This window comes from Desulfosporosinus meridiei DSM 13257, assembly GCF_000231385.2.
GTDB classification, from domain to species: Bacteria; Bacillota; Desulfitobacteriia; order Desulfitobacteriales; family Desulfitobacteriaceae; genus Desulfosporosinus; species Desulfosporosinus meridiei.
The window spans coordinates 1,243,168-1,261,957 of record NC_018515.1; the positions used below are offsets into that span (position 1 = coordinate 1,243,168).

20 protein-coding genes are annotated in these 18,790 nt (G+C 42.8%); 19 read left to right on the forward strand and 1 reads right to left on the reverse strand.

Going from position 1 to position 18,790, the window contains the following annotated elements; genetic code table 11:
- Nucleotides 1–162: 162 nt before the first annotated feature.
- On the reverse strand, nucleotides 163–1,080 hold the full coding sequence (locus DESMER_RS05765) for a helix-turn-helix transcriptional regulator (RefSeq protein WP_014902130.1): 918 nt from the start codon (nucleotides 1,078–1,080) through the stop codon (nucleotides 163–165).
- Nucleotides 1,081–1,443: 363 nt separating this feature from the next.
- On the opposite strand from DESMER_RS05765, the gene speD reads away from it, so the two are divergent.
- The 19 genes from speD to ahbB all read left to right on the forward strand — a co-directional run bounded on the left by speD (nucleotide 1,444) and on the right by ahbB (nucleotide 18,788).
- Nucleotides 1,444–1,821 carry an adenosylmethionine decarboxylase gene (gene speD, locus DESMER_RS05770; RefSeq protein ID WP_014902131.1) on the forward strand — a complete coding sequence of 126 codons (378 nt, stop codon included), beginning with the start codon at nucleotides 1,444–1,446 and terminating at the stop codon, nucleotides 1,819–1,821.
- Between the two features lie 257 nt (nucleotides 1,822–2,078).
- Entirely contained in the window at nucleotides 2,079–2,846 is a 768-nt protein-coding gene (locus DESMER_RS05775) for a polyprenyl synthetase family protein (protein ID WP_014902132.1), read from the forward strand.
- Nucleotides 2,847–2,861: 15 nt separating this feature from the next.
- Nucleotides 2,862–3,716 (forward strand): UbiA-like polyprenyltransferase, encoded by an 855-nt coding sequence (locus tag DESMER_RS05780; RefSeq protein WP_014902133.1) that lies wholly within the window; start codon nucleotides 2,862–2,864, stop codon nucleotides 3,714–3,716.
- Nucleotides 3,717–3,735: 19 nt separating this feature from the next.
- Nucleotides 3,736–4,395, forward strand: coding sequence for an FO synthase (locus DESMER_RS05785; RefSeq protein ID WP_014902134.1), 660 nt, complete (start codon nucleotides 3,736–3,738; stop codon nucleotides 4,393–4,395).
- 23 nt (nucleotides 4,396–4,418) lie between these two features.
- Nucleotides 4,419–5,501, forward strand: coding sequence for a cyclic dehypoxanthinyl futalosine synthase (gene mqnC, locus DESMER_RS05790; RefSeq protein ID WP_014902135.1), 1,083 nt, complete (start codon nucleotides 4,419–4,421; stop codon nucleotides 5,499–5,501).
- Nucleotides 5,502–5,504: 3 nt separating this feature from the next.
- The gene (gene tatC / locus DESMER_RS05795; protein WP_014902136.1) at nucleotides 5,505–6,272 is read left to right on the forward strand and encodes a twin-arginine translocase subunit TatC; all 768 of its coding nucleotides are present in this window, start codon (nucleotides 5,505–5,507) and stop codon (nucleotides 6,270–6,272) included.
- A gap of 13 nt (nucleotides 6,273–6,285) precedes the next feature.
- A complete protein-coding gene (locus DESMER_RS05800; protein ID WP_014902137.1) occupies nucleotides 6,286–6,651 on the forward strand; it encodes a twin-arginine translocase TatA/TatE family subunit in 366 nt (121 codons plus the stop codon).
- A gap of 7 nt (nucleotides 6,652–6,658) precedes the next feature.
- Nucleotides 6,659–7,627 (forward strand): polyprenyl synthetase family protein, encoded by a 969-nt coding sequence (locus DESMER_RS05805; RefSeq protein WP_014902138.1) that lies wholly within the window; start codon nucleotides 6,659–6,661, stop codon nucleotides 7,625–7,627.
- Between the two features lie 167 nt (nucleotides 7,628–7,794).
- Nucleotides 7,795–8,391, forward strand: a complete 597-nt coding sequence (locus tag DESMER_RS05810; protein ID WP_014902139.1) for a TetR/AcrR family transcriptional regulator — start codon at nucleotides 7,795–7,797, stop codon at nucleotides 8,389–8,391.
- A 112-nt stretch (nucleotides 8,392–8,503) separates the two neighbouring features.
- Complete coding sequence (locus DESMER_RS05815; protein WP_014902140.1) at nucleotides 8,504–9,823, forward strand: cytochrome c biogenesis ResB family protein; 1,320 nt, start codon at nucleotides 8,504–8,506, stop codon at nucleotides 9,821–9,823.
- Nucleotides 9,820–10,707, forward strand: coding sequence for a c-type cytochrome biogenesis protein CcsB (gene ccsB, locus DESMER_RS05820; RefSeq protein WP_014902141.1), 888 nt, complete (start codon nucleotides 9,820–9,822; stop codon nucleotides 10,705–10,707). Before DESMER_RS05815 ends, ccsB begins: the two co-directional genes overlap by 4 nt.
- Nucleotides 10,708–10,816: 109 nt before the next feature.
- Entirely contained in the window at nucleotides 10,817–11,455 is a 639-nt protein-coding gene (locus DESMER_RS05825) for a precorrin-2 dehydrogenase/sirohydrochlorin ferrochelatase family protein (RefSeq protein ID WP_014902142.1), read from the forward strand.
- On the forward strand, nucleotides 11,431–12,765 hold the full coding sequence (gene hemA / locus DESMER_RS05830) for a glutamyl-tRNA reductase (protein WP_014902143.1): 1,335 nt from the start codon (nucleotides 11,431–11,433) through the stop codon (nucleotides 12,763–12,765). The genes DESMER_RS05825 and hemA overlap by 25 nt, the downstream gene beginning before the upstream one ends.
- Nucleotides 12,762–13,673: a hydroxymethylbilane synthase gene (hemC, locus tag DESMER_RS05835; RefSeq protein WP_014902144.1), complete on the forward strand. Its 912-nt coding sequence runs from the start codon at nucleotides 12,762–12,764 to the stop codon at nucleotides 13,671–13,673. The genes hemA and hemC overlap by 4 nt, the downstream gene beginning before the upstream one ends.
- A gap of 240 nt (nucleotides 13,674–13,913) precedes the next feature.
- Complete coding sequence (cobA, locus tag DESMER_RS05840; protein ID WP_014902145.1) at nucleotides 13,914–15,419, forward strand: uroporphyrinogen-III C-methyltransferase; 1,506 nt, start codon at nucleotides 13,914–13,916, stop codon at nucleotides 15,417–15,419.
- 4 nt (nucleotides 15,420–15,423) lie between these two features.
- A complete protein-coding gene (nirJ1, locus tag DESMER_RS05845; RefSeq protein WP_014902146.1) occupies nucleotides 15,424–16,599 on the forward strand; it encodes a putative heme d1 biosynthesis radical SAM protein NirJ1 in 1,176 nt (391 codons plus the stop codon).
- A 56-nt stretch (nucleotides 16,600–16,655) separates the two neighbouring features.
- Nucleotides 16,656–17,633, forward strand: coding sequence for a porphobilinogen synthase (gene hemB / locus DESMER_RS05850; protein ID WP_014902147.1), 978 nt, complete (start codon nucleotides 16,656–16,658; stop codon nucleotides 17,631–17,633).
- A gap of 2 nt (nucleotides 17,634–17,635) precedes the next feature.
- Nucleotides 17,636–17,770, forward strand: coding sequence for a hypothetical protein (locus tag DESMER_RS24660; RefSeq protein WP_282433055.1), 135 nt, complete (start codon nucleotides 17,636–17,638; stop codon nucleotides 17,768–17,770).
- 1 nt (nucleotide 17,771) lies between these two features.
- Complete coding sequence (gene ahbB, locus DESMER_RS05855) at nucleotides 17,772–18,788, forward strand: siroheme decarboxylase subunit beta (protein WP_014902148.1); 1,017 nt, start codon at nucleotides 17,772–17,774, stop codon at nucleotides 18,786–18,788.
- Nucleotides 18,789–18,790: the final 2 nt, after the last annotated feature.

The following is an 18,790-nucleotide window of genomic DNA, read 5'->3' on the forward strand; positions in this document are numbered from 1 at the left end:
CTGACTGTGTTGACATAAATAACATACATGCATATATCATGCCAAGACAATTTGATGCTAGAAAAATTATTAGGCATCAAACCATAAATCAAGTAAGAGCACAAGTGAAATGTTTGCTAAAATATTTAAATTTAAAATCAACTTTTTACTCTACCCCGCTGCTTATGTATTAAAAAGGATTTGCCCTGTCAAGGAAGTATCATATCCTTTTTGCTGATGAACCGCTTGGATAAACCCAGGGGATTTCAAAACACCCAAGAGTTGATGCCAAGCTGGAGTTTTAGTGGTTTTTCCCATGCAAACCAGATCATATCGCTCTTGGAACAAAGGGACAAAATCGAGACCCAAGCGTTGGGCCGCCGCTTTAACCCCTACTCCCACGTCGGCTTGTCCATTAGCCACGTGACATGCCACCCCTGAATGGGTAGATTCTTCATGCTCATATCCCAATATTCGACTGGGTGAGATCTTGGCAGCTTTTAAATAGGCATCAAGGCGGAGGCGTGTTCCTGACCCTTTCTGACGATTGATAAAATTCAGACCCTCGGTGGTGATATCGTCCCATGTCTGAAGATTAAGGGGATTCCCAGGTGCTACTATAAAACCTTGCTCACGTTGGACTAAATTAACAATACAAACAGATTCTCCGGGTATTACATGTTTGACAAAGGAAATATTATAATCCTTGGAGACATCGTCCCATAGATGTATCCCTGAGATATCTGCATCCCCTCTATATAGAGCGATAAGTCCGTCCATGCTTCCTCTAAAGGAGATAGAGGATTCAATGGGAAGGGGGGCGTGTCTGAGAAATTCGAAGAGAAGCTCAACCACCGGGTCGTGGCTTCCTATAAAGCGAAGGGCAGGTGATACAAGCGGGGGAGCTGAGATAGCTTTAGAAGCAGGATCATTAACACCTAGAGTTCCACGTAAGTATTGATCTAAAACAGCTGGATCAATACGAAGCTGGCGCCCGATATGGTGAGCTGGTATTTCTCCCCGTTTTACAAGTTCATAAAGAGTGTACTTGGAAACCTTGAGAATTTTCGCTGCTTCTGCAGCAGTTAAAGTTAGGCTCAAATAGACGCACCTCTCTCTTATACCTCATAATTTTAAGTGTAGATTAGCTATGGAGGCAAGTCAATAGATCAGAAAGTTCTACTTAGTTTTAATTTACTTAAGTTGGTTATCCTAAGCTTTGTTCCTGTTAAGTTGTTAGGGAAATCAATGCCTGCCTAAGGCAGAAAAATATATAGGGGTATTCTCTACACATCTTGTAATAAGGAAACGTAAAATGATCTGATACAAAAATAAAATTTTGTTGACAAGACGGTACTTTATGCTAAAATTTAACGTGATGGAAATTTGGAGATGATCTGAGGAAATCGAAGATCCACCCAGATTCTTTCCTGTTTTTAGTAGAAAAGGGGGCAAAGATCACAATTGGCAAATTCTCTTGGACGTCATGTGTTGGCTGAAATCTATGGGTGTAGATTCGACATTTTAAATGATCGAGAGCAGGTCGAAGCACTAATGGTCAACGCAGCTTTAGAAGCTGGTGCCGAAGTTCGTGAGGTAGTATTCCATAAGTTTAGTCCTCAAGGGGTGAGTGGTGTTGTAGTGATTTCTGAATCACACCTAGCCATCCATACGTGGCCAGAACTCGGATACGCGGCAGTAGACGTCTTCACGTGCGGGGACAGTGTCAATCCCTGGGATGCCTGCAATTATTTAACCGACCATTTCGAAGCAGGGCATATGACAGCAACGGAAATGAAGCGTGGTATTGTTGACGAATCAAAGGAAGCGGTAAATTTATAGGAGGGATATTTATTTTATTCCGGACTAAGTCAAGTACGGATGGAGAAGTCAGGTTCTTTTTTATTACTTGTACCTAATAGACCTTGTAACTTATGAGTAAAGTTGCAGGGTCTATTACATTTTTAAGAAAATACACATATTCTTTCGATAATATTGTCATATTATCAGGGTATATTGCATAAATAGGGCAGGAGTTTGAATAAATATATCGAATACATAATAGGTTAATGTCCGAATGGAAGACAAGGAGCGATTACATGGTTCCCGTAGATTTCAGCTTCCAAGGGAAACTGAACAACGTACAGGCGCATTTGCGCCAAGAGATTAATTTTAAGCCAGCTGGATTTGAAGAACTAGTACACCTGGAAATGAATGAACTAGATCACACTGTGAGTCCGGCCATTGTTTTAGCAGTAAGTGCTTCATGTACAGAGGATAACGATAAATCAGAAGCATTAGCTGGCATTATTCAATTTATTTTTATGGCAAATAAGGTACATAAACTGATGAAGGATGATGAAGATCTCCCAGAAGAACGCAGGCAGTTTCCGGTGCTTGTTGGAGACTTGCTCTATGGAAAGTTTTTTCTGGAGCTTTGTCGTGAGAAATTGTTGCTTTACTTAGACCCTCTGGCTCAAGTTATGGGTACAATGAGTCAAGGAGGTATTTCTCGCTGGCTTTCACGGGATAAAGATTTAAGTGGGGATGAGCAGCTTAAAATAATTGAACTAGAGAGTGCGTCGTTAACTGGGACAGCGGCTCGACTTAGTGCTGAACTTGCGGGGGTCTCACTTCCTCTTCAGAAAAAACTTGAATCTTTTGGGTGGGAGCTAGGCTTGGCCTGGGGAGCTTGGAAAGAAGGTTTGGAGACTTCTGTTATTCAGTCTATTCTTCGCAGAGCTAATGACATTTTAGAAGAAATTTCGGCTGAATCACAAATTGAGCTTCGTCCTCTGAGTGAAGTTTATCAATACATATCAGGAGAACTGAATGTAGGGTATAAAGCTTCAGAGATAGGGTCGTAACGAACGGGGTGAATTATGGATAAATTAAAAGTTTTTTTCGAAATGATCAAGTTTGAGCATACTATTTTTGCTCTTCCTTTTGCCTACTTAGGAGCCTTTTTGGCAGCAGGGGGTGTTCCCTCCGGCATGAAACTTTTGTGGATAACTCTGGCCATGATTGGAGCTCGAACGGCTGCAATGTCTTTAAATCGACTGGTTGATAGGCATATTGATGCACGTAACCCACGCACAGCCCTTAGGGCCCTGCCTGCCGGTCAGCTTAGAGTTAATGAGGTTTATGGTTATACAGTATTATCTTTTCTGCTGCTGGGTATATCTGCGTACAAGCTTAATCTCTTGGCTTTATTGTTAATGCCGATAGCTGTTTTTTTTCTGGTGTTATATTCCTATACTAAAAGGTTTACTTGGGCCTGCCATTTAGTACTGGGAATTTCCTTGGGTCTGGCTCCTGCAGGAGCGTGGATAGGGATAACCGGTCATTGGGCTCTGGCCCCCGTCCTGTTAGGACTTGGAGTTATGACTTGGGTTGCGGGTTTTGATGTTGTTTATGCCTGTCAGGATGTTGAGTTTGACCGTAAGGAAGGACTGCATTCGATACCGGCAGTTTTTGGCTTGAAGAGGTCCTTGGAAATATCATCCTTTCTACATATACTGGCACCAATCCTCTTCATTTCGGTAGGAGTAGTCATGTCATTAAGTTGGCTCTATTACGTAGGGGTCGGAATTGCCATCGTCTTACTTTTTCGACAACATCATCTTGTTTCGGCAGACGACTTTTCCAAGCTGGGAGTTGCCTTTTTTGACCTGAATGGTTATTTAAGTATCTTACTTTTTGTTTTCTCGGTTCTGGATTTAACCTTACTGCACTGAATCTAAAGGGAGGTAAACTATGCCCTCACTGTTTGCCCTAAGCGAACTAAAGGATCTGGTAGATAAAATTGAAAACAGTCAACGTTTAGATCTTGATGACGGCGTACGTTTGCTGAAAAGTCAAGAGATATTAACCCTGGGATATATGGCTAATCTGGTGCGTGAACAGAAAAACGGCAATAAAACCTATTATAAGGTTAATCGTCCCATTGACTTCGCAGATATTGGAGCGTCTCTCACAGAAAAAGAAAAGTGCTCAACCGCCTTGATGATCTATGGCAACCCAATATCCCCGGAAGAGTTCATTGACAGTCTGATCCGACTTCGTAACCAGCAAGATCAAGCAAATCAATTCAGCACCTTCAGTCCGGTTCCTTATTATACAAAGGAAGAATTAGCAGGAAGTATGGGTGTCGGTAATACAACGGGTAATGAAGATTTAAAAATCTTGGCAATTTCGAGAATTCTTCTCGATAATTTTTCGCATATTAGAGCTTATTGGATGTTACTAGGGCAAAAATTAGCTCAAGTTTCCTTGGCCTTCGGCGTCGATGACTTAGATGGCAGTGTTCTAGAGGAACAGAGTACGCCCAGCTCTGGAGCAAGCTTCTGTATGAGCAAGGGTGCCTTGATCCACTTGATACAAAAGGCAGGGCGAGATGCCGTTGAAAGGGACTAAGCGTTAGAAGGAGGATAAAGGCATTGCAGACGGAAACCTTGAAGATCATCGAGAAACGTTTAGCGGGTGAACGGTTGTCTATCTCTGATGGAATTGAACTGTTACAAAATGCTGATCTTCTTTCTTTGGGACAAGGGGCCAATCTCGTTAGACAACAAATGCATCCTGAAAAGGTAGTGACATTTGTTATTGACCGAAATATTAACTATACAAATGTGTGTTCCTGTCAATGTAAGTTCTGCGCATTTTATTGTAAACCGGGTGATCCCCAAGGATATATTTTGTCACAAGACCTATTACATGCTAAAATTGAAGAGACCATCGCAGTAGGCGGAACTCAGCTCTTGATTCAAGGGGGACTGCATCCTGATTTGGATTTAGAGTATTTTGAGCACCTGCTGCAGGATATCAAGGCTCATTACCCTATTCACATTCACTCCTTCAGCCCTCCGGAAATATGGGATCTGGCGGATAAATCTAAATTATCAATTGAAGAAGTTATCATACGTCTCCGCGATGCAGGGCTGGATTCCATTCCCGGAGGAGGCGCGGAAATCCTCGATGACCGTGTACGCCATTTGATAAGTCCGAATAAGATCGGCTGGCAGAAGTGGATGGAGGTTATGACCACGGCCCATAAGCACGGACTGAAAACTACTGCGACTATGATGTTTGGGCATGTCGAGACCTTTGAAGAACGAATTTTACATATGGTTCGTGTTCGAGAAGCTCAAGATCAAACGGGTGGATTTACTGCTTTTATACCCTGGAGTTTCGCACCTTCAAACACGCTACTCGGGGGAGAGGGCAGTACGGGAGTAGAGTATTTAAGGACTCTGGCCGTGGCTCGTTTAATGCTGGATAATGTTCCTAACATTCAAGCATCATGGGTGACTCAAGGTGCTAAGATGGCCCAAGTTGCTTTAAGTTTTGGAGCCAATGATTTTGGTAGCACCATGTTAGAGGAAAATGTGGTTCGAGCTGCAGGTGTTCAAACACGTGTCCCGTTGCAAGAGATTATTCGCTGTATTGAAGATGCAGGCTATCAGGCTGTGCAACGCAATACCCATTACGAATGTCTAAAGGTCTACAGGAAGGAAGTGTAATGGATGCGCAGGCGACAGCGTAAGAACGATGAGGCAAATTTGCCTTTAATGGACCATTTAAAAGCCTTACGTAAAGTGCTGGTAATATCTGCGTATGCTATATTAATTGGTACGATTATCGGATGGTTTTTCAGTGATCGAATCTTTGCTTATCTTGCAGATCCCGTAATTCGATTGCAAGGTATTACGTTTATTACTACGACACCCATGGAACCGATGTTAGTTAAAGTTAAGGTAGCTTTGCTGATTGGGATAGTATTATCTCTCCCTATTGTAATCTGGCAGATCTGGAGCTTCGTCTTGCCTGCCTTAAAGCAAAATGAACGGAAATATTTGTACTTTATAGTGCCTAGCTCTGTAATCCTCTTTCTCAGTGGAGTTGGATTATGTTTTTTCGTAGTACTGCCAATTGGGTTGAAGTTTCTGCTTTTTGTAGGTGGTGATGCAATTACCTCCTATACTCCTTTACTAACTAAGGCCTCATATTTCGGATTCCTAACCACCATGTTTTTAACCTTTGGTTTGGTTTTTCAAATGCCTATTGTCTTATTAATTCTGATTAGGATAGGTGTTCTAAGCCCTCAGGTCTTAGCATCAAAAAGACGTTGGGCAGTACTGATTATCGTAATTCTAGCTGTAGTAGTGTCCCCGACGCCCGATTTATTGACTCAACTCCTCATGGCTGGGCCAATGTATCTTCTCTATGAAATTAGCATTTGGTTGGGGTATCTCGTTGCGCGTAGCAGAGAAAAAGAGTTGGCTTTAAAGTAAGGGGGGGGAACCGATGGGATTAAGTGAAATTCTCTTAATTTTAGTTGTTGTACTTATTTTATTTGGTCCAGAGGATCTGCCTGTTATAGCCAGGTCCCTTGGTAAACTGGTTTTTGAAATTCGTAAAGCTACCAATGAATTAACTAAGGAATTTCAAAGTACAATAGAAACGCCGGCAAATGTTATTAACAAAGCCTTTGAACAGACTACTTCGCCACGGGTTGTTGAAAAGGATACGGAGTCACCCTCAGCTGAGTCGGAAGATCTTAAATCAGAAGAAGAAGAACTTTTGACGTATGAGGATGAAATCCCGAAGAATCCACTGGCGGAACTGCCATCAGATATGGTATCTTATGAAGAAAAGGGTGCGAGCAGGTGAATCGGTTTTGAAACAACTCTGGCTCTTTAATCAAATAAATTCAGATTTGCAACGGGTTGAAAAAGAACTGACTAAATTCGTGGAGACGGGTTATCCAATTCTTCAAGATTCTGCAATCCATTTGTTGGCTGCAGGGGGAAAGCGATTGCGCCCGGCTTTTACGCTCTTAGCAGGAAAATTCTATGGTTATCCGCTGGAAAAATTAATGCCTGTTGCAATGGCTTTAGAACTCATACATATGTCTTCACTTGTTCATGATGATGTAGTAGATGCTTCGATGACTCGAAGAGGACGAGCAACAGTTAAAGCTAAATGGGGAAATATTGTTTCTGTTGAAACGGGGGATTACCTGCTGGCAAAATCACTGATGCTTATCTCGCAGATTGATAATCCCGAAGTGTCACGAATTCTTGCTGAGATCAGTGTTGAAATGTGCCAAGGCGAGATTCAACAGATCAAATGTACATTTGATGTGGAGCAAACCTTAAAGCAATACTATTATCGAATAAAACGTAAAACTGCCTTATTAATCTCTGCTTGCTGCAGATTGGGCGCACTGGTTTCAGGTGCTCCTAAGCGTCAAGTGTGGGCGTTAGGTGCCTATGGTCATTCCTTGGGTATGGCCTTTCAAATTGTCGACGATGTTTTAGATATTACAGCTAAGCCCTCTGAATTTGGGAAGCCTATTGGAGGGGACTTGCGCCAAGGAATAATGACCTTGCCTATGATTCTCGCTCTTAAATCATCGCCACAGTCTTCTGAGTTAAGAGAGTTACTCAGGAAAAAGGATAAGACGGAGGAAGAGGTCTGGGAAACAATCTCCCTGATTAAATCTTCGGGAGCAATTGATCAGTCCATGCAGCTTGTGGACATCTATATTGAAAAAGCTAAAAAACATTTGTTGGATCTGCCTAAGATCCCAACTCGCAAAGCCTTGGAAGAGCTCGCTGAATTTATACGGACTCGCAAGTTTTAGTTAATAGCTCACACCAATAGTTAAGCCCTGCAGCATTGTCTGCGGGGCTTTATCTTATGGAATTTATGAATAGGTTCATTTTTAATTGACAATAATAAGGTCTACAAATATAATAAAAATGAATAGATTCATTTTTTGCACTGAGGGAAATCTCTGGAGGTATACTAATGCATCAGGAAATGAGTAGGCGGGAGAAAAAGAAACTTCAAACCAAAAAGACTATATCAGAAATAGCTCTAAAGCTATTTTCTACTAAAGGCTTAGAGGAAACTACCATAGCTGAGATCATGGAAAAAGCGGCTCTGGGAACAGGTACCTTTTATAATTACTTCGAAACTAAAGAAGCGATTCTAAAATACTGTCTGGCTGAAAGAATAGATTGTGCCAAACAAACCTGTGAAGATATACAAACTTCGGCCTTAAATGCTACGGAAAAATTGCACCAAATCCTAAAAGTTATATCCAAAACTCATGATGAAAATCGGCAGATGATAGGGTTATACGTCAAATTTAATCGCAACCCTGACAAGGTCGAGCAAAAGCCACCCCATGGGGCCAGATTTGAAGAGATTTTAACCAGCATTATTATTGAAGGGCAAGCTAAAAATGAGTTCAGAAATGATATTCCACCGGAAATCATTAATGAGATGTTTTCCGGCATTCTTAAGTCAACCTTAAATAGCAATCTGGGTTTTTCTTTCATGGATAACATTAGCTATAAGCATTCTCTGTTATTAGAAGGTGTGATTAATAAGAAGGGCTAACTAGCTACCCCTTCTATCCATTATCTTCATAGCAATACTTTTTTGGGGTATAATAACGCGTAAGGTTTTTTTCCATAATAATGAATCATTATCTTAGAGAAGGGGCGATTTAGTGAAGGAATATCACGAGGGCATTGTAGAAGATATATGGCGGTTTTTCAGCTCAATGAAGTTAGGGCTGATACTCTTAGGATTAGTAGCTCTCGTCGCGGGAATAGGTACGGTATTTCCACAAATAAACCTAGACCCTCAAGGAGCTAAAGCCGTCAGTAAACTATGGCAAACCCTTGGTTTTACGAATATTTATGGTTCGACTTTGTTTCGTTTACTGATGGGATTGTTATGCATTAATTTAATTGTGTGCAGTATCCAACGTTTTCAGGGGATTTATAATCAAACCTTTGCCCTTAAACCACCAGAAAGCATTACAAGTGTGCTTAATAAAGTTCAAGCTAAATTAAAAGGTGAGAGTGGGACTCTCCGGAGTTCTATTGAAACTCTCTTGCAACAAAGTGGCTTCAAAGTCATTAGTCGAGAAATCGACAATGGCTGGAGTTTTATTGCCATCAAACGTCGCTTGGGAAACTGGGGTTCACTGATTTCCCATATTTCCTTTGTTGTGCTAGTCATCGGAGCAATCCTAGGTACAACTCTGGGCTTCAAAGGTTTTATGATGACCGGAGCAGGGACAACCGTGCCTTTGAGTTCGATTAATCTATCCAAGGGAACTGTTAAGCAAGATTTTGATGTACATATCTATTCGGCAGAGGATCGCTTTCTGGAAAATGGAGATCGAGATAATTGGTATACAGATATGGCAATCATCCAAAACGGACAGGAAGTAATTCGCCAGACAATCTCTGTTAACCATCCCCTAACCTATCAAGGGGTCACCTTCTATCAAGCAAGTTTTGCCAATGGGGCTCGACTAACCGTTGATCTGAAGGATCAAAAAATCCCAGTTGTTTTACAAGATCATGGGGGGAATTATTTTCAAGCACCTGGAACGGATCTCTATCTAATCGCTGCAGCCATTAAAAGTGACCCGCAAGAACCAATTATGCTTTATCAAGTCTATAGAGGAACCGGTGTAGAGCCTGTACAAAAAGGTCAAATTAACCTAGGACAAACTATTGACGTACAAGGTGAATATAAGCTAACTCTTGAGGGTAATGTAGGATTTACCGGATTACAAGTCAAACAAGACCCTGGCGTAACGGTTATCTGGCTGGGGTGCGCTCTATTGCTGCTGGGACTTATCTTGTCTTTTTACTGGCGTACAGTGGTAGTATCGGGAGTGTTCAAATCTGGACAGGATTCAATTGGAGAACTGACGATAGGGGCCAGAGCCGGTAAAGTAACAGGTGGCCTCCAGCAAGAGTTTGACCGTTTGATTCAGGGAATTCAATCGAAAAGGGAGGGCGCACTGTGAATCAGGGATTACAAAACCTGGAGACTACATCCTTTTATATCATGTTAATGGCCTACACCCTTTCTATGTTATTTTACTGGGCTTGGATTGGAACTAAAAAAGATCTAATGGGCCGCTTTGCAACCTATCTTACCATTGTTGGCTTACTAGCTAACACTGCAGCAATTATTTTAAGAATGATCATTGCAGGTCGTCCGCCTCTTTCCAATTCTTATGAGTTTTTGTTGACCTTCGTTTGGGGAATTACCTCTGTGTATCTTTTCGTCGAATTTCGTTATAAGCTGAAAGCTTTAGGTGCTTTTGTCATGCCCGTTTGTTTCATGATTTTAATGTTCATTATTATGAGTATGGGTGCTGAGGAAAGAATCGCTCAATCCATACCTCCGGCCCTTAAAAGTAAATGGATAACCTTCCACGTGGTTACAGCAATGTTTTCCTACGGAGCATTTGCAATTTCCTTCGGCTTGGGGATTATGTATTTGCTTAAATTTAGTAGAGAAACAAACGGAAAAACAGCTAAATCTCAAGAGGCGGGAATTATCTCCCGTTTTCCTGAGTTGGAAACAATCGATGAGTTATCCTATAAGGTAATTGGCTTTGCCTTTCCCCTCCTGACTCTCTGCATAATTACCGGTGCAATCTGGGCGAATTACGCTTGGGGCACATACTGGTCTTGGGATCCGAAAGAGACCTGGTCTCTGATTACTTGGATAATCTATGCTGCTTACTTACATGCCCGGTTGATGTATGGATGGAAAGGAAAAAGAGCGGCCTGGATGACCATATTTGGTTTTGCAGCGGTTCTATTCACGTTTTTTGGAGTCAATTATTTTTTACCGGGTCTACATTCATATGCTGTCAGTCAAAACCTTATTATTGTTTAATTGACAGGAGATTAGATATTTAGAGAGTTAAAGAGTTTTTGCAGGAAAAATGTCTAAATATAAAGAACGTAAGAACTAGGAGAAAAGTTAGAGAAGGTGACTATTGAATATGTCCCAGTATTATCCGATATTTATAGACTTACATGCTCTGCCGGTTCTGGTTGTCGGAGGAGGAAAGGTTGCATTACGAAAGGTTCAAACCCTATTGCATCACGGATCTTTAGTCAGGATAGTCTCTCCTCGCCTCGTACCTGAGCTTAAGGAGCTAATTGATGGAAAGACATGTTTTTGGAGAGAAAAGGAATATTCTGCAGAGGATATTCAAGAAGCAATGTTGGTTTTTTCATGTACTGAAATTGAGGAGATCAATGCTCAAGTCTCGCAGGATGCTAAAGCGAATCATCGTCTCGTGAATGTTGTGGATGATCCTGAAAAATGTAGTTTTATAGTACCTTCTATTATGGAAAAAGGTGATCTAAAAATTGCTGTGTCCACCGGAGGCAGCAGCCCCATCGTAGCTAGGCAAGTTCGAGGGGAATTGGAAGATTTGTACGGTCAGGAGATGGCTGAATATCTGACTTTACTTAAAAATTGGAGAAGTAGAGCCAAGTCTGAATTACCTCCGGAAAAACGCGCTGTTTTTTGGAAGCGTGCTACAGATGGAGAAATCAGAGAACTTATTAAAGCTCAACGTTTGACCGAAGCGAAAGGAGTGCTAGAAAAATGTTTCCTGTCGCTATTGGGTTAAATCACCGCACTGCACCTGTAGAAATTAGGGAAAGAATGAGCTTTCACCCATCTCAAATGCTGAAGGCTCTCCAAGAATTAAAAGAATGTCCGGGGATTCAGGGGGCCGTGATCCTCAGTACCTGTAACCGTACCGAGGTATATGCTGCAACTATGGATGTGGAAACAGGGATCAGCTCAATTAAAGACTTTTTTTCCAGTCATCATGGCATAGAGGAAAAAATTCTGGAGCAATATCTGTATTCCCATACCTTATATGATGCCGTCCGCCATTTATTTCGGGTAGTTTCAGGACTGGATTCGCTGGTTCGAGGAGAAACCCAAATCCTTGGACAAGTCAGCAATGCTTATCAGCAAGCCAGCGATGCAGGAGTTACTAATAAGGTGATCAATGTCTTTTTTCAGACTGCCTTAGCAGTGGGAAAACGTGTGCGTACCGATACAATGATTGACCAGCATCCTGTGTCCATCAGTTATACAGCTGTAGAGCTGGCTAAACAACAATTCGGTGAACTCCAGGGAAAAGGAATTCTAATTTTAGGGGCCGGAGAAATGAGTACCCTGACTGTCAAACATTTAGTTTCCGCCGGGGCTACTACAGTGTTAGTTTCCAATCGATCCTATGATAAGGCTGTTTTGCTCGCTCAGGAATGCGCCGGTCGTGCCGTTCGGCTGGATGACGTAGATCAGTATCTGGCGGAAGTAGATATAGTTATTTCGGCCACCGCCTCGAAGCATTTTGTTTTGATGCCGGAACGCATGCAAGAAATTATGAAAATAAGAAAAAATCGTCCCATACTGCTTATTGATATTGCGGTTCCACGGGATATTCACCCTGAAGTTGGGAATATCCCTGAAATTACTCTATTTGATATTGATGATTTGCGGGGAGTTGTCGATCGGCATCATCAAGAGCGAGAGCTGGCAGCAATTAAAGCTGAAAAGATTATTGATGAAGAAATGGAATTGTTTTTAAAATGGCATAACACTCAGTCTGTTGTACCAACAATTTTGGCCCTGCAGAAAAAAGGAGAACAAATCAGAGATCTGCAAGTTGAGCGTGCTCTGGAGCATTTTAGCGGGTTAACGCCTAAACAGGAAAAGGTAATCCGTTCAATGGCTAATTCTATTGTTAATCATCTCCTGCATATTCCGATTATCAATCTCAAAGAGTATGCCAATACCAGTCAAGGACATCTCTATGCTGAAGTTTTTCAAAACATATTTGATTTAAATGTTGGTGAAGAAGGTGCTCGTCGAAACATGACCAAGAAGAGACATGCGCAGGGGTGCCATAGGAGGGCTGAATGAAAAATATACGCATAGGAACTCGGGATAGTCAATTAGCAATGTGGCAAGCTGAGTGGGTTCAATCTCAACTAACTAAGCTATATCCGGATCTCAATTTTGTGCTTGTCCCTATGAAAACTAAAGGGGATAAGATTTTAGATGTTCCACTTTCTAAGATCGGAGATAAGGGATTATTCACCAAGGAATTGGAACACGGTCTCTTAAATGACGAACTTGACATGGCTGTTCATAGTCTTAAAGATATGCCAACCCAATTACCCCCAGGCCTAATCATTAGTGCTTTTTGTGAGAGGGAAGAACCCAGAGATGTTTTCTTAAGCAAGAATGGAGTAAAACTCGAGGAGCTGCCTCCAGGGGCCCTGATTGGAACAAGTAGTTTGCGTCGGAAGTCTCAGCTCAAACATTATCGGCCGGATCTAAATTTCACAGATTTAAGAGGTAATCTGCAAACCCGTTGGCGGAAGTTGCAAGAATCTGACATGGTGGGTATTGTCCTGGCTGCTGCCGGTGTTAAACGACTGGGCTGGGCACATCGCATCACTCAGATCTTACCGGAAGATATTATGTTGTCAGCAGTCGGTCAAGGATCTATCGCTATTGAAATCGATGAGAAACGTTCAGATGTTGCCGAACTGTTAGCTCGTTTAAATCATCCGGAAACGGAAAGAGCAGTACGGGCCGAACGTACATTAATGCGCAAACTTGAAGGAGGCTGTCAAGTTCCTATCGGAGCTTTGGGTCAAGTGGTTGATGGGGAGATAATCCTGCGAGGGATGGTGGCAAGTTTGGATGGCGTCCGCGTACTTAAAGCAGAAGTAAGAGGTAGTGATCCCGAAAAAGTAGGTATTGAGGTTGCTAATCGTCTGATTGAGATGGGAGCTGCTTCAATATTAGAGGAAATTCGATAGGGGACTTGTGCGCTGCCCCGTGTCTGGGGTCGGTCGCTTTCACAGAGTTTGCTATTCTGCTTACGTAAAGACCTCGGGCCTGTATAACACTGCGTCCCGGGCTTGGAACTGGGAACGAGAGTGAGTATGAGAGTTTTCTAGAGAACGAGGGAACATTTCGTGTTTCTGACTCGTTGTTATTTAAAAATATTTTAATGTATATATTAAGCTTTTGTAAGCTGATTGATAGGAGTGTTGGTTTTGAGTAAGGGATATGTATATTTAGTGGGTGCCGGTCCGGGAGACCCTAAGTTAATTACCATTAAGGGGTCGGAGTGTATAGCCAAAGCAGATGTGTTAGTTTATGATCGGTTAGCTTCACGGCGCCTTTTGACGTTAGCTCGTCCGGATTGTGAGCTCATCTATGTGGGGAAATCCCCGGATCGCCACACACTTCGGCAGGAAGAAATTAATCAAGTTCTTGTGGATAAAGGCTTAGAGGGAAAAATCGTGACCCGTCTTAAAGGTGGGGATCCTTTTGTTTTTGGCAGGGGAGGCGAGGAAGCGGAAGCTTTGCTCAAGGCAGGGATTCAATTTGAAGTAGTTCCCGGCATTACCTCGGCCATTGCAGTTCCGGCTTATGCTGGGATTCCGGTAACTCATCGTGATCTCACATCTTCTTTCGCAGTTATAACAGGGCACGAAGATCCTACCAAGAATGAGACCAGTATTCATTGGGATCATCTTGCCCAGTCCCATGGTACCTTGGTTTTCCTAATGGGCATGGAGAATCTCCCCTTGATTGCCCAAAAGTTAATGGAAAATGGGAAGAAGCCGACGACTCCTGTGGGAATTATTCAATGGGGGACAAGGCCGGAACAAAGAACTTTGGTTGGGCAATTGGATACTATTGCCGAAGAGGTTAAAAAACAGAACTTCACTAATCCTTCAATCATAATTGTTGGAGAGGTTGTATCCCTTAGGGAGAAACTCCAATGGTTCGAAAAGAAGCCATTGTTTGGTCAAAGAATCGTTGTTACTCGTGCACGCCACCAGGCCAGCGTACTGACGCAAGAAATTGAAGCCTTAGGCGGAGAGGCGTGGGAGTTCCCGACGATCGATATCGCGCCTCCCACTGATAACGCAGCCTTAATTAATGCTATCAAAAACCTAAGAGAATTCCAGTGGCTTATTTTTACCAGTGTTAATGGGGTAGAGGCTTTCTTCGACGAGTTAAGCATTCAAGAACGGGATGTGCGGGAGCTTATCGGCGTGGAGATAGTTGCCATAGGCCCAGCTACCCAAGCTTCGTTAGAGAAAAGGGGACTTCGTGCTGCTTATGTTCCTGAAGAGTATAAAGCAGAGAAAATTGTGGAAGGTCTGACAAGCAGAGTTGCCAAAGGGCAAAAGGTATTGCTGGCCAGGGCCGAAGAAGCTAGGGATGTTTTGCCTGTATCTCTCAAGGCTATGGGTGTGGAAGTCTCGGATGTCCCAGTCTATAAGACAGTTCTGGGGGGAGCAAATAGTGGGGAATTGAAACGAATGCTTGCTGAGCAGGAGATTCACAAGGTTACCTTTACCAGCTCGTCAACGGTACGAAATTTTATGGAGCTTTTGGATGGAGAAATATCGTTGCTGAACGGTGTCTTACTTTACTCAATTGGTCCAATCACCAGCGCTACAGCTCGAAAGCTGGGTTTGACTATCTATAAAGAGGCGAAAGAGTATACGATTCCCGGACTAGTTAATGCCTTAATGGAGGAGTGAGAGTATGATTAGTGTCACAAAGCTCTTATTTGATACAGAGTACTTCGGAGATTCTCTGAGATACAATAAAGACTCTCATGGTGCCCGAAATGGAACAACCACTCTTTCCGGGCCAGTGGTCGTTTGGAATTCCACCAAGACCTGTAATTTAAAATGTGCCCATTGTTATATGGAGTCTGAAGCTCAAAACTACGAGGGAGAAATGACCACTGAAGAGGCGAAGAGATTTATTGATGATCTGGCGGAATTTAAATCTCCCGTTTTGCTTTTTTCCGGTGGAGAGCCTCTTATTCGACCTGACTTCTTTGAATTGGCGGAATATGCAATTTCCAAAGGTCTTCGGGCTACACTTTCGACTAATGGGACTCTAATTACTCCTGAAGTTGCCCGCCGCATCAAAGACATCGGGATTTCCTACGTGGGAATCTCTCTGGATGGTCTGGCAGATGTTAATGACAAGTTTAGAGGTAAAGAGGGAGCCTTTAAGGCGGCAATGCAAGGAATACAAAACTGTGTAGCCGTGGATCAGCGAGTTGGGCTGAGGTTTACTATTAACAGTCATAATATTAAAGAACTGGATAAAATCTTTGATTTTATTGAAGAAGAGAACATCGATCGGGTTTGTTTCTACCATCTGGTCTATTCAGGCAGAGGAAACAAAATGATTGCAGAAGATGTGACGCCAGAAGAATCTCGGCAAGCCATGGATACAATTATTCGCAGAACCCGAGACTTTGAAGCACGAGGCTTAAAAAAGGAAATTCTAACCGTTGATAATCACTGTGACGGGGTTTACATGTACATTCAAGCCTTAAAAGAGGATCCCGCCAGAGCACAAAAGATTAAGGATCTGATTGGTTTTAATGGCGGAAATCGTTCCGGCATAGCCTTTGGAGAAGTGGATCCCCTGGGCTTTGTGCATCCCGACCAGTTCACACAGCATATCACCTTTGGAAATGTCCGAGAACGTAAAATAGCTGATATTTGGACAGATGTTACTCATCCTCTGATGGCAGGGCTTAAAGACCGCAAAGCTTTATTAAAAGGACGATGTTCAAAATGTCGATACCTGGATATGTGTAACGGGAATTTCCGCACCCGGGCTGAAGCAGTTTCGGGAGACTTCTGGGAGTCCGACCCGGCTTGCTATCTTACCGATGAAGAGATAGGTATTAAGTAAAGATAACAAAAATAAAGTTGGGATAGGGTTTAACTACAGGAGGAGGTTCTTGAGAAATGGAATTAATCAGGCGTCCCCGCCGTTTACGGGTTAACGAGACAATCCGTAATATGGTACGAGAAAATCATCTTAGAGTAGAGAATTTAATTTATCCCATGTTTGTGATGCCCGGCGAAAAGAAAAGGGTTGAGATATCCTCAATGCCGGGAGTATATAACTATTCCCTTGATGAATTTATCCTTGCTCTTAAGGAAGTTGTAGAACTTGGAATTCCCTCGGTACTGCTCTTTGGTATCCCGGAGAGCAAAGATAGTGTGGGATCAGGGGCTTACCATGAGCAAGGAATTGTCCAACAAGCTGTACGTCTAGCCAAAGAACATTACCCCAATCTTTATATCATCACGGATGTCTGCTTGTGTGAATACACGGATCATGGACATTGCGGCTTGATAGAAAAGGGTCAGGTTTTAAATGACCCAACCCTTGACCTGCTTGCTAAGACAGCACTTTCCCAGGTCAAAGCGGGAGCAGATATGGTTGCTCCTTCGGACATGATGGATGGGCGTGTCGCAGCAATCAGAGAAATGTTAGACCTGGAGGGCTTCACTAACATTCCAATTATGGCTTACTCGGCCAAGTTCGCATCCGGATTTTACGGTCCTTTTCGCGAGGCAGCAGGATCAACACCGCAATTTGGAGATCGCAGAACTTATCAGATGGATCCTGCTAATGGCAATGAAGCTATGCTCGAGACGGATTTAGACATTGAAGAAGGGGCAGACATGGTTATCGTCAAGCCGGCAATGTCCTATGGAGATATTATTTATCGAACCAAAGAGCGCTACGGTATACCGGTGGCAGCTTATAATGTCAGCGGAGAATATGCCATGGTTAAAGCCGCTGCTGCTAACGGCTGGATTGATGAGAAACGCATAGTTTTGGAGGCCCTTTTGAGTATGAAACGTGCCGGAGCCGATTTGCTGATCACCTATCATGCCTTAGATGTGGCGGGATGGCTTAGAGAGGAGGGTTAAGTATGATCGTTTCTTGGAATAAAACCAGTGATTGCAATATGTTTTGTGATCATTGTTATCGTACTGCCTATTACAATGATGGAGATTACATGGCTGAGGAATCTTGGTGCTTGTACCATGGGAGGAAGGGGGTTTAGTATGGATGCAACGGACAGAGCCTTACTAAATGCCATCCAAAATAATTTTCCGATAGCGGTTCATCCCTATTGGATCTTAAGTGAAGCAGTAGGTATTACTGAAGATGAGGCTTTTAAACGAATTCAAAATCTTCGTCGGGAAGGGATTATTCGTCGTTTAGGGGGAGTCTTTGATTCCCGTCGGTTAGGTTATTACAGTACTTTATGTGCCGGTAAGGTTCCCGAAGATAAAATACCTGTGTTAGCTAAGCTGTTGGACGAAATTTCCGGGGTGACTCACAACTATATTCGTGACCATGACTATAATGTTTGGTTTACCTTAATAGCCCGCTCACATGCGGTAGCGGAACGCATCCTCCATACGATTCGTGAGGAGACAGGAGTGTCGGAAATCTTTACTCTTCCCGCATCTCGAGTGTTCAAAATCAATGTCAATTTTGATTTTGAGACATCCATAGATGACCTGGAGCCAGACGACGGTCAAAATCCTTTAGGGGAGTATGCCTCACCCAGCCAAAAGCATGAGACTCCTCCTTATGAATTAACTAATGACGAAATAAGTCTTATCCGAGTCATCCAGGGCAATTTGCCGGATTCCCCGACGCCATTTATTGAGCTGGCCGAAAGTCTGGAATGGCCTACGGACAAAGTTATTTCAGTGGCTAGTCACTTGCTGGAAATGAAAATACTGCGTCGTTTTGGGGCAGTCCTTCGTCATCAAAAGGCCGGTTTTGTAGCAAATGCTATGGGTGTTTGGCAGGTAGACGAGGATCAGACGGAAAAAGTTGGAAAGATAATGGCCCGTTTTAAAGAAGTAAGTCATTGTTACCAGCGACCGACCCTTGAGGATTGGCCATATAACCTATTTACTATGATTCACGGACGTTCTGCAGATGATTGTGAAGACATAATGAAGAGGATTGCCCAGGCAACGGGAGTTAAGACTTATTCCATGCTTTTTAGCGTGGCCGAATTAAAAAAGAGCAGTATGCAGTATTTCTTAGAAGAATCCATCTAGAA